This is a genomic window from Streptomyces sp. NPDC050806, from assembly GCF_055586425.1.
In genome coordinates this window covers 719917-733119 of record NZ_JBVJIF010000003.1, presented here as the reverse complement: position 1 = coordinate 733119, position 13203 = coordinate 719917, and the positions used below count along the sequence as shown (strand labels likewise).

Here is a 13203-nt window from a genome sequence, read left to right as displayed (position 1 = left end):
CGCGGCGGCTCAGTCCGCCGAGGCCGCCTCGAAGGCCCCCGGGTACGTCTCGTCCCGCACCGTCGCGTACTGCTGCCGCACCGCCTGGCCCACGGCCAGCTCCTCGCCCGGCTCGAACACCTGGCAGGCGGCGGCCGGCCAGGCCGGCGGCTCCTGCGCCGTGTGCGTCCCGTGCGCGAGACCCAGCGCCCACGCCGCCTGCCGGGCCGCGCCCAGCGCCGCGTAGTCCGCCGGCTGCGGCACCACGACCTGCGCGCCCAGCAGCGCGGGGGCCGCGGCCTGGACGACGCCCAGCTCGGCGGCGGCGCCCAGCAGGAACACCCGCCGTACCTGTACGCCTCTGCCGCGCAGCACGTCCAGCGCGTCCGCGAGCCCGCACAGCATGCCTTCGACGGCGGCCCGCGCCATGTGCTCGGGCTTCATGCTCTCCCGGCGCAGCCCGTGCAGCGAGCCCGCGGTGTGCGGCAGGTACGGGGTGCGCTCGCCCTCCAGGTACGGCAGCAGCACCATCCCGTAGGCGCCGGGCGTCGACTTCAGCGCCAGGTCCGACAGCCCCTCCAGGTCCGTGCTGAGCGCGTCCGCCATGCCGCGCAGCACGCGTACGGCGTTGGTGATGTGCACGACCGGCAGATGCATCCCCGTCGCGTCAGCGAAGGACGTGATCGTGCCCGTCGAGTCCGCCAGCGCCTCGTGGTGGATGCCGAAGACCGAGCCGGAGGCGCCCAGCGACACCACCGCGTCACCGATGCCGACGCCCAGCCCGAAGGCCGCCGACATCGTCTCGCCCGTACCGGCGGAGATCAGCAGGCCCTCGGGCGTCACCCCGGCCGCGTCGGCCGGGCCGAGCACCTCGGGGAGCCGCACCTGGTGCCCGAGCGCCAGCTCGACCAGGTCCGGGCGGTACGTACCGCTCGCCGCCGACCAGAAGCCGGTGCCCGAGGCGCCGCTGCGGTCCGTGGTGCGCCGCGCGGGGCGTCCCAGCAGCTGCCAGACCAGCCAGTCGTGCGGCTGCATGATCTCGGCGACGCGGGCGGCGTTCTCGGGCTCGTTCCGCGCCAGCCAGCGCAGCTTCGCCACCGGCTGCGCGGCGTGCGGCACCGAGCCCACGTCCTGCGCCCATGCCGAGCGCCCGCCGAGCGCGTCGATCAGGTCGGCCGCCGCGCTCTGCGCCCGCTTGTCGTTGCCCATGAGGGCGGGGCGCACGAGGGAGCCGTCGCCGTCCAGCGGCAGCAGACCGTGCTGCTGGGCCGAGACGCCGATGGCCTGGACTCCCTCCAGGAGCCCGTCGGCGGCCGCCTCGCCGAGTGACATCAGCCACGTCTGCGGATCGACATCGGGTCCCTTCCCGTCAGGATGCGGGGCGTACCCCTGCCTGACGACGGCACCACTCTCGGTGTCACAGACGACGATGCGTGTGCTTTCGGACGAGCTGTCCAACCCGGCGACTATCCCCATGGGGCCTGATGATGCCGCATCGCGGGGCCGGTACGGAAAGCGGTCTCCCCGGGCCGCGCGGCGGCGGCCCGGGGAGACCGGCGGGTCCGGCCGGGTGTCCTCCGGCGGTGCGGGTCAGGTGTTGCTGGTACCCCAGTCGTCCTCCGCGCCCGGACGCTGCTCGCGCAGCGAACGCACCCGGTCCGTCACGGAGTTCGGCATCTTGTCGCCGACCTTGGCCGACACCGCGTCGTACGCCTTGGTCGCGGCCTCCCGGCCGGTCTGCGCGGCGGACTCGGCGGTGTTGCGGACGGCGGGGTTCTGCGCGACCCTCTGGGCGCTCTTGCGCAGCTGTTCGTACCGCTCCCGCCCGGCCCGCGTGCCGAGCACGTATCCGATGGCCAGTCCCGCGATGAACGTGAGCCGGTAGCGCATCGCTCCACCCTTCTGTCTGGTCGTTCCCGCTCTCCGGTACCCGCCGTCGAAGCGGTGAGTCGCCGGGCTGTGCTCCGTCTACCCGCGGGCCCGCTGATCACCCGTGGCCATACCGATTGGCGAAGCACCCCCCTGCTTGCGCTAATGTATGTGTCGCAGCGAGCGCACGCCGTCCGGGAGCCCGGAGCGGAGTGCATTCGAGGCACAGAGAGCAATCCCGCGTAGCTCAATTGGCAGAGCAGCCGGCTGTTAACCGGCAGGTTACTGGTTCGAGTCCAGTCGCGGGAGCGCAGTCCCCTGTAGCTCAATTGGCAGAGCATTCGGCTGTTAACCGGAGGGTTACTGGTTCGAGTCCAGTCGGGGGAGCAGGTGGAAGAGGACCCCGCGAGGGGTCCTTTTTCGTGTCCGGTTCCGCGTCCGGCGCGGCCGTCGTGGGCCCCGCCAGGAATCGAACACCCGGACCACTCCAAAGAGTGATGCTCTGGGTGGAACCGAACGGTGGGTGATCGCAGTCTTCACGATCGCACGCAGTGATCCGCTCCACGCTCGACACCCACCCGCACGGGCAGCAGATCGTATGAGCGGCTATGCTGCGGCAGACGGCGCGCACAAATGTGCGCGGCGCGCCGTGACGGGGGCGGTAGCTCAGCCGGTTAGAGCAGCGGACTCATAATCCGTCGGCCGTGGGTTCGAGTCCCACCCGCCCCACCACAGCAAAATCGATCTGACCTGTGAGGACGATCGGAGCGCCGGCCGCCGCCCGAGGGCACCCTTCGCCCTCGGCGAGCGGTGTTCGAGGAGCGGTGAGCGAGCGTTCGAGGAAACCGCCCCGCACGGCAGCGCTCAGGCGTGTTCCAGCGAACCGGATGCTCGGTCGCGGAGCCGACAGCCCCCGCGATCCAGTCGGGCCCGGCCCCGGGCGCGGGCAGCGGCCTGGACGGCCGTGCTGACGGCCGTGGGGCTGGTCCTGGCGACCGGGGGCGCGGACGCGGCGTTCGCCCGCGCCACGACCCAGGAGGCCGCCGTCCTCGTACTCACGGCACTGGCCGCTCTCCGGCTGCGGCCTGTTTCGCCGCTCACCGCTGAAGCGATCGGCCGTCGGCCACGTCAGTCGAAATAACCACTGGGCGCCGCGAGAGCGTAGTGGACGTGGACGGGCAGATCGTCGTGCGGGCCGAGTGGCACCTCGCGGCTCGTTTCGCGGGAGGACAGCAGCGCGAGATCTCCCCTCCTGGGGCGGGTTCACCCACCTTGACGTCATCCCACGCGGAAGCAACGTCCGTGGCCTCGGCGATCGGCATGCCGAAGCGCAACGGGCCGGCACCGGTGGGCGGGTTGAGGTTCAGCCGCATCCCGCTCCCTACTCGGTCAAGCGCGCCTGGCTGAACGCAAGGAGTTCGTCGAGGCCGATTTCCTGGGGCTCGCCGGATTGTGTGGTCCAGTCGGCGATGTGCCAGCCGTCGTACCACATCACGCGCCAGGCCCTGCCGTGCCGGTTCTCGAACTCGACGATGCTCTCGTAGCCGCCCTCCATGTCGCGCAGCTCTCGGAACAGCACCTCGGGTTCTGCGAATCCACGGTCGGTGCCCGTGCTCCTGGCGCGCGTCTTCGTGTTGATGAAGCGCATTTTGAGGAACGGCTGCGGCTGCCGGTCGAAGTGGTTCAACCGCACCATGCGGTAACGCGTCTCCGCCTCCGTTAGGTCCTCCTTGCCGGAGAACTCGCACGAATACGCCGGGAAGGCCAGGGTGACGAGCGGGGCGAGGGACGGCTGGTCGATCTTGTAGTGCCGGTGCACCTCGGGCCGCAGGGCCACGACGGTATCGAACGCATAGCCGTCGGGGGGCGTGAATCCGCCCGTGGCGCCGAGGTAGGGGTTGTCGGAGAAAAGCTCTTCTTCGTGCGACCGGGCGAACCGCAGGACCGCGGTGGCCAGCCCCTCGTCGTAGCTGTCGCGGGCGCTCAGCTGGAGCAGCCGCTTGAGGTCGGAGGAGAGGGCTCCGGCGAAGTCGAGGCCGGGAGCGGGAGACCAGTGCCAGGCGTCCTCCAGTCCGGGGAGGGGCGTCGAATTGCGGAAGCTGCCAACTGTCTCTCGAATATCCATAGTGTCTCCGTGTTCGGCAGCCTCAGCTGCACGAATATCCGTTCCCGACTTGCTGGATGTACGTGGTATTCATGCGTGCGCCACCGCTGGAATTTTCGCTCCAGTGCATCGGTTCCATGTGACTCACGTCGTTGTAGAAATTGTTCCGGGTGGCGCGGTCGGTGAACCTGCCGTTCTGGTTCCAGTGGTCCACCACGGGGTCTCGGTGCTCGTAGGTGACGGTCCGGTGGAATGGCCTCGAATTGTTGGCTCGCGGATTCCAGATCACCTCGTCCCGGCCGTTGTACCAAGTCAGCTGATCCCGGGGGATACGGTTCCCACTGGCATCCAGCGGTGCCCTTCCCTGGGCGCGGCCTTCATCGGTGTAGTGCCGGGTCATGTGATCGTGAGTGGACTGACGGTACCCGCCAGGGTACTGGTTCTCGCGCGTGTACTGGCGGGGGCCCGGGGGGAGGCTCGGATCCCGGCCGAAGCGCATGCCGTTGTTCGGATCCTGCCAGGCCAGCCCGAGGGGATCGATCCAGCTGTACGGATTGGCGACATAGGCGGAATCGTTCGCGCCGGGGGCCAGGCCGAGTGGGTCCGGCGAGGTGTACTGCGCGGTCCGGGGGTCGTAATGACGCTGGTAGTTGTAATGCCAGCCCGTTTCCGCATCCGCGTACTGGCCGGGGAATCGAAGCGGGCAGTCGACTCCGTCTGCTGAGACGTTCTCCTGCAATGTCTCCGGCAGCGGGGCGCCCCAGAGTGTTGCGCGATGCTGCCAGGCCACCTCGCCGGTAGCGGAAATGAGTTCCGAGGGTGTTCCCGAAATATCCGCGACGATGGCGTGGAATTCGGCGTCGAGCTCGGGATCGTTGCCACTGGAGTGGTGGTCGAGCTGCGCCAGCGGAAAGTGGGTTCCCGGCGAGTAGTCCCACGAAGTGGTGTGGCCTGCGCGCGTGGTCTGCTCGATGAGACGGTCTCCGTCCCAGACGAAGAGGACTTCGTCGCAGACCCCGCCGTGCTCGTCGAGCCGCTGCTTCGCTATTCGGCGGCCGGCGGGATCGTACGCGTACCGCCACTGAGTGCCGTCCGGCGTGACGGTACCGACGAGTTGGTTCTGGCTGTTCCAGGCGTACGACCGGATCCGCTTCTGCCCGCTGAGCGTCCTGCGGACGGTGCGGACGATGCGGCCCTCACCGTCGCGCTCGTACACGGTCCGGCCACTGCGCCGGACCCGGGTGCCGGAGTGGACGCGTTCCTGGTCGCCGTCGTCCATGCCCGGGGCCTGGGCCCGGGTGATGTTGCCGATGCCGTCGTAGGTGTACCGCTCCGTCCACCTGCCGCCGTCGACGTCCGTCACCCGGCCGAGCGGGTCGAGCGTGAAGCTGCGGGTGCCGGTGGCGAGCTCCGACACCGAGGTGGGGATGCCGTCGGCCCGGTAGGAGTACGTGCGGTGCTGGAGCAGGGTGGCTTCGTCCCCGGCGCCGCGGCCGGCCTGTTGTTCAGTGAGGCGGCCCGCCCCGTCCCAGGTATGGGTCAGGGTGACGTCGCCCGGGAGGCTGCGCGAGATCTCCCGGTGTGCCGCGTCGTAGGAGAAGGCGATGCGGTGGCCGGCCGTCTCCAGCGCCTGGGGCTGACCGGCCGGGTCGTACGACCAGGTGGACTCGATCCCCGTGGGCGTCACGCGGCTGGTGCGGCGGCCGAGGGTGTCATAGCCGTAGCGCGTGACACGCCCGTTGACGCTCTCGGAAAGAAGAAGGCCGAGCGGGCTGTACTCGCGCTCGACGGTGACTCCTTCGTTGTCCTCCCGGACGATGTTGTCGAAGTCGTCGTACGCGAAGTGCGCCGTCTGCCCGTCGTACGCCATCTCGACCGTGCGGCCGAGCCGGTCCCGCCGGAAGCGGATGGACTCACCGGCACCATTGGTACGGGACACCAGCCCGCCCATGGCGTCCACCTCGAAGGTGAGAGCCCGGCCGGAGAAGTCGCGTTCCGAGATCACCCGGTTCGCGGCGTCGTAGGTGTACTCCCAGCTCTGGCCGTGGGGGTCCGCCACCCGCAGCAGATTCAGCTCGGTGTCGTAGGTGGAGGCATACGCGGTGCCGTCCGGCTGGATGCGCTGCGCCACCTGATCGAAGGGGCCTACCAGGTACTGGTGCACGTTCCCGGCCGGATCCGTCTCCGCCGTCAGGTTGCCTTCGGCATCCCAGTCCCAGGACTCCAGGCGGCCGTCCGGATGCCGACGCCACGACAGCTTGCCCTCGACGGTCCAGGACATCTCCGTCGACCGGCCTTGCGCGTCGGTGAACTCGGCCGCGCGGCCGAAGGCGTCGCGGATCAGCCGGCTGCCGGCCCCGTGCACGTCGATGAACTCCGTCGGGAGACCGGCGGCGTCGCACCGTGCCCGGCTGGTCCTGCCGTCCGCGTCGGTCACGGCGACGAGGGCGCCGGTGGAGTCGTACGCGTACTGGACCGCTGTGCCCGACGGGTCGGTGGTGGCGGTGAGGTTGCCGCGGTTGTCGTAGGCGTGCTCCCAGACCTGGCCGCCGGGGGTGACGGCGCGCACGAGCCGGTGGAGTTCGTTGTAGGCGGCCTCTGCGGTGCTGCCGTCGGCGCGGGTGATGCGCGTGATGTTGCCGGCAGCGTCGTACGTGTAGCCGGTCGTGTTGCCGAGGGCATCGGTCTGGGACAGCAGCCGGTCGTTGTCGTCCCACTCATTGGTCAGCGAAGCACCGAGCGCGTTGGTGCTGGAGACGAGCTGCAGCCGCTCGTTGTGGCGATAGGTGGTGGTGTGGCCGAGGGAGTTCGTGTACCGGGTGACGTTGTTGTCGGTGTCGAAGCTGAGCGTGCAGCTCAGGATGTTGTCGATGCCCTCGCCGCTTGTGCAGCGGTCCTCGTCGTCGTAGGTGAAGCGGTACCAGGAGCCGTTGCGGTCGGTCCAGGACGTGATACGCGTGTGCTCGTCGTAGGCGAGCCGGAACGGCCGGCCGGAGGAGTTGTAGATCTCGGCGAGGTTGCGGTCGTCGTCGTACGCGTAGCGCAGGATCCGGGTGCCGTCGGGGTCTTCGTCCGTGCTGAGCAGGCGCAGTCCGGTGACGCGGCCGTCGGCGGTGTCGACGGCGATGTGGTAGCCGCCGGTGTGCCGTACAGCGGTCGGCAGGCCGGCCTCGTCGTACTCGAAGGTGACCTCGTTGCCGTTCCTGTCGGCGACCGACTGCAGGGGCAGAACCAGGTGCTCCGGGGAGTGTCCCGCACTCGCCGCGGGCGGGGCGAAGCGGCGCGTGAGGCCGGTGCGCGGGTCGGAGATGGTGATCGCGCCATTGCCCGTGCCGTCCCACTCCAGCGGCCAGCGCGGGCCTTCCGCGGGCATGACGGGGTGGCCGGGCCGGGGCACGGGGTAGGCCAGGAGCATCCCGTCCTCGGTGGCGAAGACGGCGCCCTCACCGTCGAGTTCCAGGCGCTGGTCGAGCGTGGAGGCCCAGGACTCGCCGAAGCAGCGGCCCCAGCGGTAGGTGGACAGATGCGTGCGCTGCAGGAAGAGCGACAGCACACCCGGCAGTACGACGTCGGTCTGCTCCATGAGCATTTCGCCGGAGACCATGTCGATCGGGTCGCCGTTCTTGCACCGGCCCTTGGCCGGCTTGGCCTTGCCGAGAAGGTTCTTGCCGCCCGCGCGCACGGCATTGCGCAGCTCGCCGGAGCGCAGGGTCTTGGCCGCTCCCTTGAGGCCCTTCGCGGCTCCCGCGACGGTGGTCAGGCCCTTCATGCCGGGGATGCAGTCCAGGGCCGCCATGCCGACGTCGAAGAGGCTGGCTTTCCCCTTTGCGAATTTCGATAGCGTGTCGGCGAGTACGACCACTGCCGCGACGACCACGATGGCGGCGAGGATCGGGCCACCGACGATCATCGCGATGATGCCGACGACGGCGACGATGACCTTGCAGACGGAGACGATCGCGTCCCAGCTGTCGGTGACGAACTTGACGATCTCCTCCCACCAGCTGCGGTTCTGGATGCCGGCGTCGGAGGCTTCCTCCAGCTTGTCCTGACAGACCCGGGCGGCGTCCTCGCGCAGCTCCTTGGCCTCCGCGGCCATCGCCTTGGCGGCGTCCAGGGCCGACTGGGCGGTGTCGACCGATCCCTGAGCGTCGCCGCGGGCGGAGGAGGCCTGCTGGGCGTTGCGGGTGGCGGCACGCACCTTGGACTCGTCCGGGGCCTCGGGGCCCTTGGCCTTGTCGTAGGCGTCGGTCCTGGCGGTGGCGGTCTTGACCCAGTCGGTGGCCGAGTCCAGCCGGCCCTGGGCGGCGGTGAGGTCGGCGCGGGCCTCGCGGCCCTTCTTCAGGGCGCGGTCGGCCAGGGACTGGGCGCGTTCGAGTTTCGGCCAGTAGGCGGCGATGGCATCGCCCGCCATGTCGTAGGAGGTCCGCAGCTTCCGCAGGTTGCCGGGGACGCCGTCGAACTCCTCCTTGAACTTCTTCGCGGAGCGGCCGGACCACTTCAGGACCGCGTCCTCGGACGCCATGTTGGTGATCTGGCGCAGCGCGGTGCCGACGTCCTCGGCGAAGTCGTGGAGTTCGCGGGCGAGTTTGCGCACCCGCTCCGGATCGCCGGGGGTCGGGTCCCCCTCCAGGTCCAGAACGTCCCAGTCCGTCGGCCGGTGGCCCACGTCAACTCCCCCGTAACGCACTCGATTCCAGTCAACGTGATCTTGCAGACGACCCTAAACCCTCATCACTCACATGAGCGAAGTGAGGTTCGGCGGGCCCATGGATCCGAGCGGATACGGGTGGAAACGGGCTGGTCGGCGAGGTGCGGGACGGTTGCGGAGGTGCGGTGGAGGCGTCATGCGAGCGTCATACGAACTCGTCACACGAGCGTCATACGAAGCGGAACGTGGAGGTGATGGCGTCGAACATGTCGAAGAACGAGTCCGCCAGGCCCAGCACCTGGCTGCTGCCGGACACCAGCGCCACCGTGCCCTGCTGTTCGGGGACGGGAATGAAGGTCTGCATCAGCACCGCCCGCACGGTGCGCTCGTCGCCGGGGACGGCGATGTCCTCGATCCCGCGGGTCCGCGCCACGGTGCCCACCTGCGGAATCTCGACGGTGGTGACCTCGCGCCACGCATCGCCCTCGCGCTTCGCCTGCCGGGGGGTGATCTGCTGGGCGATCAGCTGAGGATCGGTGGGCAGGATCTCGCCGTCGTCGGTCTGTGCGCCGATCACCGACACGGTCACCGACGCGGTGACGGGTGCCTCGCCGCCGAAGGACTGCGCCATGCAGCCGCAGTACAGCGCACCGGACTGCCAGGCGTCGCGGGAGGCCTTCCGGAGGAACGTGGTGAAGGCGTCCCGGTGGCCGGCCAACTCCGGGTGCTGCCGGATGCGTTCGTTGACCAGCTGCCGGATGGTGTCGTCGCGCGACGCGGGGCGGATGTCGAACTCCCACCAGGACTTGGGCACCTTGATGTGGAACCCGCTGCGCTCGATGGTCTGTGCTTCGTTCCCACGGCTCATCGTCCGCTCCCCTCCCGTAACCCGATCTTGTACCGGGGGCCGCCGCACACCTTACGGCCGCGCAGGTCAGCGCTGGCGCGCCGGTGGGTGCGTGTGCCTACGCTGGCTGCTCGCACGACCGCGTGAGAGCACTGCTGCAGGGGAGGTTCCGGGTGAGCGGCGACGAGGAGCGGCTGGCGATACCGCTGAGCGAGCTCGAAGGCTTTGGCGACCGGCTGCGGTCCATCAAGGGCCGTATGAACGGCACCAAGAAGATGTTCGATTCCTATGCGGACGACCTCGGCGACGACGGCGTCGTGGGAAGCCTGGAGAGCTTCGAGTCCAACTGGGAGGACGGCCGCGGCGACATCGACAAGCAGCTGACCGGGCTGGGGGACATGGCCGACAACGTGTACCGCGAGGCGACGAAGACCGACCTGGACCTCGCCAAGCAGCTGGAGAAGGGGACCAAGGGCAAGGGGTGATGCGCCCGGGGGCGGCGCCCGGCGACTACGCCTCCCGGGCCGCCCGTACGTCCACTCGGCCCGCCCGTACGTCCACGTCCCGGCGCAGCAGGTCCTCGTAGGTCTCGCGGCGGACGACCTCGTGGGCCGTGCCGTTGTCGCAGAAGACGACCGGGGGGCGGCGGGCGCCGTTGTAGTTGTTGGAGAGGGAGTAGCAGTACGCGCCGGTGACCGGTACGGCGATGACGTCGCCGGGGCGAGGGTCGCGCAGCGGCACGTCGCGGATCAGGGTGTCGCCCGACTCGCAGTGCCGGCCGACCAGGTCGCAGGGGTCGCCGTCGCCGACCCGCGCGGCGACCGTGGCCTCGAAGCGCTGCCCGTAGAGCATCGGCTCCAGGTTGTCGCCCATGCCGCCGTCGACCGCGACCAGCGTGCGCGGCCCCGGCTTCACGGTCACCGTGCGGTAGAGGGTGAGCGCGGCGCCGGCCACGAGGGAGCGGCCGGGTTCGATGATCAGCCGGGCGGTGTCCGGGAGCTGCGCGCGGGCGGCGTCGGTGAGGGCGCGGACGTACTCCTCGACGCTCGGCGGGGCGTCGTCGTAGGTGTAGCGCACGCCGAGACCGCCGCCGAGGTCGTACACCGCGTGCTCGCCCAGTTCGCCGAGGGCGCCCAGCGCCTCGACGGCCCGGGTGAACGGCGCGGTCTCCAGCAGCTGCGAACCCACGTGGGCGTGCAGCCCCTCCAGGCGCAGCCGGTCGCTGTCCCGCAGTCGAGCGGCCGCGCGGACCGCGTCCGGTACCGCCAGGCCGAACTTGGCGCCGCGGTGCCCGGTGGCCATGGCGGCGTGCGTGTCCGCCTCGACCTCCGGTATCACGCGGAGGAGGACGTGCTGTTCCGCGCCCGCGGGCACCAGCCGCTCCAGGCGGTCGATGTCGTCGTGGTTGTCCACCACGATCGTGCCGGCGCCCGCCTCGACGGCCATGGCCAGTTCCTCGTCGGTCTTGGCGTTGCCGTGCACGACGATGCGGGCCGGGTCGGCGCCGGCGGCGAGCGCGGCGGCCAGCTCGCCGCCCCCGGCCACGTCGACGCCCAGGCCCTCCTCGGTCAGCACGCGGATCACCGCCGTGCAGGGGAAGGCCTTGGAGGCGAAGACGGCTTGGCTGTTCGGCCAATGCGCGGCGAGGGCGCGTACGTACTCCCGGGCGCGGGCGCGCAGGGCCGCCTCGTCCACGATCACGGCCGGGGTGCCGAACCGCTCGGCGAGGTCGGTCAGCTGGCAGCCGCCGACCACCAGCTCACCGTCCCGGTCCAGGTGGGAGCCGGTCGGGAAGAGGTCCACGAGGTCGGCGGCGGAGGCCGGAACGGGCCGGTCGGTCACGGTCACGGGTACGGACTCCTGTCACTGCTGCGGCGGGGGGCGGTGGGCTGCGCGGCTATCGTGGCAGCCCGCACGGGCCGGCACCCCGGCCGATCGACGCAGGAAGCGAGGGGTACGTTGTCCGATCCGACAAAGGGTGACGTGAGGGCCGCTGCTCCGGGGGGCGAGGGGGCGTCCGGCAGGGGGTCGGGCACGGCTGCTGCTTCTACGGCTGTTGCGTCGGGAGCCGCGGCGGGCGGGCTGTCGCTCGCGGGGCCGCTGGGGGAGCGGGTCGCCGGTACGTTGCGGCTGCTCGTCGAGGGCGCGCCCGGTGTGCTCGTACGTGTGCGGGCCGCCCCCGCCGGGCTGGACGTCCCCGTACGCGGCACGGTGATCCACGACCCGGGCGACCCGCTGCCACCCTCGCCCGCCGCGGTCCTGCTGCTCGTCGGCACGGACGTGACGGACCCGCGGGCCTGCGCGGTGGTGCGGCGCGCGGCCGAGCGCGGGTTCACCGCCGTGGTGGTCAAGGAGCGCGGCCAGGACCCGGCCCGGCTGACCGAGACCGCCGTGGCCTGCGGGATCGCGGTACTGACGGCCGGGAACGCGATGCCCTGGCGGCAGGTGGACGCGGAGCTGAGCTGCGCGCTCGCGGCGTACGGGATCGGCGGCGCGGCCGGCGCGGCACCGGCCGGCGGTGCCGAACTGTTCGCGCTCGCGGACACCCTCGCGACCGTGGCCGGCGGCTCGGTGGCCATCGAGGACCTCGATCAGAACGTCGTCGCGTACTCCAAGGTCACCGGCCAGCGCATCGACACCCTGAGGGAGCGCGGCATCCTCCAGCGCAGGGTCCCCGACATCCCCGAGCAGCGCCGCCAGTACCGCGAGGTGCTCGCGGCCCCGGGCGTCGTCCGCTTCCCGGCCTGCGGCGACGAGCTGGCGCGCGCCGCCGTCGCGGTACGGGCCGGGGCGCTGCCGCTCGGCACGCTCTGGGCGATCGAGCCGGCCGACGGGCTGACCGACGAGGCCGCCGCCGCGCTCCGGGACGCCGCCCGGCTCGCCGCACCGCACCTGCTGCGGGCGCTGCACTCGCCGGAGACGGAACGCCGGCTGCGCCGGGACGCCTTCCGTGCGGTGCTGCACGGCGCGGGACCGCCGGCGGACGAGGCGGCGGAGCGGCTGGGGCTGCGGCCGGGCGAGGAGTTCTGCCTGACGGCCTTCGGGCCGGAGCCCGGCGCGGGTCCGGCCGGCGCCGCGCTGCTCGGCCATCTCGAATCGGTGCTGGTGCGGCACTGCGCCGCGCATCGGGAGGCGGCGACCGTGGCCGCCACCGTCGACGCCGTGTACGTGCTGCTGCCCGCCACCGGGGCCGCGGCGGCCCGGCGGTTCGCCGACGCGGCGCTGGCCGTCGTCCGCCCGGCGGTCGGCGACGGCGTACGGGCCGCGGTGACCCGCCCGCACACCGACCTGCTGCAGCCCGCCGCGCTGCGCCGGGAGGCGGACGACGTCCTGCGCGCGACGGCCCGCGCCGGACACGCGCGCCCGGCGGCCGCCTCCGACGACGTCCGGCACCGGATCCTGCTGGACCGGCTCGGGGACGAGCTGGTCCGGGACCCCTGGCTGCGGCTGCCGGGTGTCACGGCTCTGCTGGCGCACGACCGCGAGCAGGGCACGGATTACGCGGCGACGGTCCTGGCGTGGCTGGCCGAGGTCGGCGATGTGGCCGCGGCCGCCGCCCGCCTGACGGTGCACCCCAACACCCTGCGGCACCGCCTGCGCCGCGTCCGCGAACTGTTCCCGCTGGACCTGGACGATCCGGACGTACGGTTGACGGTGTGGCTGGAGCTCAGAGGGGTGGCGTCGGTCCCCGGGTCGCGGAGGCCGTGACCCCGTGGGTCCGCCGGGCGAGCAGCTCGGCAGCCCCTTGAACCG

The 13203-nt window shown here is 71.3% G+C and carries 8 protein-coding genes and 3 tRNA genes; 5 read left to right on the top strand and 6 right to left on the bottom strand.

All coding sequences use genetic code 11. The features are described from left to right. Positions 1 to 9: 9 nt before the first annotated feature. Positions 10 to 1455 carry an FGGY family carbohydrate kinase gene (locus ACZ6WH_RS12575; RefSeq protein WP_469727917.1) on the bottom strand — a complete coding sequence of 482 codons (1446 nt, stop codon included), beginning with the start codon at positions 1453 to 1455 and terminating at the stop codon, positions 10 to 12. A gap of 114 nt (positions 1456 to 1569) precedes the next feature. Then, positions 1570 to 1869: a YtxH domain-containing protein gene (locus ACZ6WH_RS12570; RefSeq protein WP_362207309.1), complete on the bottom strand. Its 300-nt coding sequence runs from the start codon at positions 1867 to 1869 to the stop codon at positions 1570 to 1572. 215 nt (positions 1870 to 2084) lie between these two features. Between ACZ6WH_RS12570 and ACZ6WH_RS12565 the strand changes: the two genes are divergently transcribed. The 3 genes from ACZ6WH_RS12565 to ACZ6WH_RS12555 all read left to right on the top strand — a co-directional run bounded on the left by ACZ6WH_RS12565 (position 2085) and on the right by ACZ6WH_RS12555 (position 2580). After that, positions 2085 to 2157 (top strand) — tRNA-Asn (locus ACZ6WH_RS12565). 5 nt (positions 2158 to 2162) lie between these two features. Next, a tRNA-Asn gene (locus tag ACZ6WH_RS12560) sits at positions 2163 to 2235 on the top strand. Positions 2236 to 2503: 268 nt separating this feature from the next. Further along, positions 2504 to 2580: transfer RNA gene (locus ACZ6WH_RS12555), tRNA-Ile, on the top strand. A gap of 649 nt (positions 2581 to 3229) precedes the next feature. Here ACZ6WH_RS12555 and ACZ6WH_RS12550 read toward each other — a convergent pair. The 3 genes from ACZ6WH_RS12550 to ACZ6WH_RS12540 form a co-directional block, all read right to left on the bottom strand. Next, positions 3230 to 3973 carry a hypothetical protein gene (locus tag ACZ6WH_RS12550; protein ID WP_469727916.1) on the bottom strand — a complete coding sequence of 248 codons (744 nt, stop codon included), beginning with the start codon at positions 3971 to 3973 and terminating at the stop codon, positions 3230 to 3232. Between the two features lie 22 nt (positions 3974 to 3995). Next, positions 3996 to 8621 carry a DUF6531 domain-containing protein gene (locus ACZ6WH_RS12545; protein ID WP_469727914.1) on the bottom strand — a complete coding sequence of 1542 codons (4626 nt, stop codon included), beginning with the start codon at positions 8619 to 8621 and terminating at the stop codon, positions 3996 to 3998. Positions 8622 to 8832: 211 nt separating this feature from the next. Beyond that, entirely contained in the window at positions 8833 to 9471 is a 639-nt protein-coding gene (locus ACZ6WH_RS12540; protein WP_469727912.1) for a hypothetical protein, read from the bottom strand. Positions 9472 to 9623: 152 nt separating this feature from the next. On the opposite strand from ACZ6WH_RS12540, the gene ACZ6WH_RS12535 reads away from it, so the two are divergent. Further along, the gene (locus tag ACZ6WH_RS12535) at positions 9624 to 9935 is read left to right on the top strand and encodes a hypothetical protein (protein WP_469727910.1); all 312 of its coding nucleotides are present in this window, start codon (positions 9624 to 9626) and stop codon (positions 9933 to 9935) included. 25 nt (positions 9936 to 9960) lie between these two features. Here the strand turns inward: ACZ6WH_RS12535 and lysA are convergent, their stop codons facing one another. Then, positions 9961 to 11298 (bottom strand): diaminopimelate decarboxylase, encoded by a 1338-nt coding sequence (gene lysA / locus ACZ6WH_RS12530; RefSeq protein ID WP_469727909.1) that lies wholly within the window; start codon positions 11296 to 11298, stop codon positions 9961 to 9963. A gap of 135 nt (positions 11299 to 11433) precedes the next feature. On the opposite strand from lysA, the gene ACZ6WH_RS12525 reads away from it, so the two are divergent. Next, positions 11434 to 13158 carry a PucR family transcriptional regulator gene (locus ACZ6WH_RS12525; RefSeq protein WP_469727908.1) on the top strand — a complete coding sequence of 575 codons (1725 nt, stop codon included), beginning with the start codon at positions 11434 to 11436 and terminating at the stop codon, positions 13156 to 13158. The last annotated feature ends 45 nt before the right edge of the window (positions 13159 to 13203 follow it).